Origin of the sequence: Candidatus Cardinium hertigii, assembly GCF_050864855.1 — a bacterium.
Lineage (GTDB): Bacteria > Bacteroidota > Bacteroidia > Cytophagales > Amoebophilaceae > Cardinium > Cardinium hertigii_C.
On record NZ_JBOZWW010000015.1, the window covers coordinates 1 to 1,015 of the forward strand.

General features: G+C 34.2%; 1 pseudogene. It reads left to right on the plus strand.

Annotated features, from left to right (window positions below):
* Nucleotides 1-344 precede the first annotated feature (344 nt).
* Nucleotides 345-863, plus strand: a pseudogene (locus tag ACRRVB_RS00700) (IS6 family transposase); the annotation flags it as partial.
* Between the last annotated feature and the right edge of the window lie 152 nt (nucleotides 864-1,015).

A 1,015-nucleotide genomic window follows, 5' to 3' on the forward strand; every position in this document is an offset into this window, starting at 1 on the left:
ATATACATAGATCTACTTTCCATTTAGTTTGCCATTGGTCTGGGTAGTAGATATCTATTTGTTGTATCAGGCTATCACAGGGTAGTGATTTCATACTACTCCCTACTGTAGTAGTCCAGTCTATATAGTTTTGAGTGGTATACTGTTCTTGACCGATAGTATGAAACGAGAGTACCATCTGCCAATATAGCTATATTTTCATGAAAATCTACAAAAGGAAGGCCTCTATCTGATCCTTCTTTCTTAGCTTTCTTTCAGAAAAGTATCAAAGTTAAATTTAAGGTTCTGTTGCGTTTGTTTTAAAGAACCATTAATTATATTTTTCGTTTGGAAACTTAATGGATATGTTCCGTATTACCACTCGATTATTGAGATATTTTGAAGGATTTTGTTCATCACCGGAGTTAATCCTTCTATTTGTGTACATGAAATGCCGCTTTTGCTTAAGCTACAGAGATCTAGAAGAGATGATGCATTCAAGAGGCGCAAAAATAGATCACTCTACGTTACAAAGATAGGTTATGAAGTTTGTTTCTCTTATAGATAAAGAAGTAAGAAAAAAAAAACGCCCGGTTGGTAGTAGTTGAAGAATAGATGAAACTTACGTCAAACTAAATGGAAAGTAGATCTATTTATATAGATCAGTAGATCGTTATAGATATACAGTTGACTTTTTTCTAAGTAAAAGTAGAGACGAATCTGCAGCTTTTTCTTTTTTTAATAAGGCTATCAGAGAGAATAATACTCCATCTAAAGTGGTAGTTGATTAAAGCGATAGTTATAAGGCTGCTCTTGATGCTTTAAATACAGAATTGGATCAGGGTAATATGAATCAAATATTTCAATATAAATACCTGAATAATACACGCTCAACACGAAACAAGAAAATCTGCACGAAAAACCGGGATTAGCGCAGATTCCGGATTTGAAAACCAGAATCTGCGCAAATCCCGGTTTAGTCGAGTTCGTCGTTTTTTCAAAACCAGAATCTCCGCAGATTCTGAATTTGAAAACC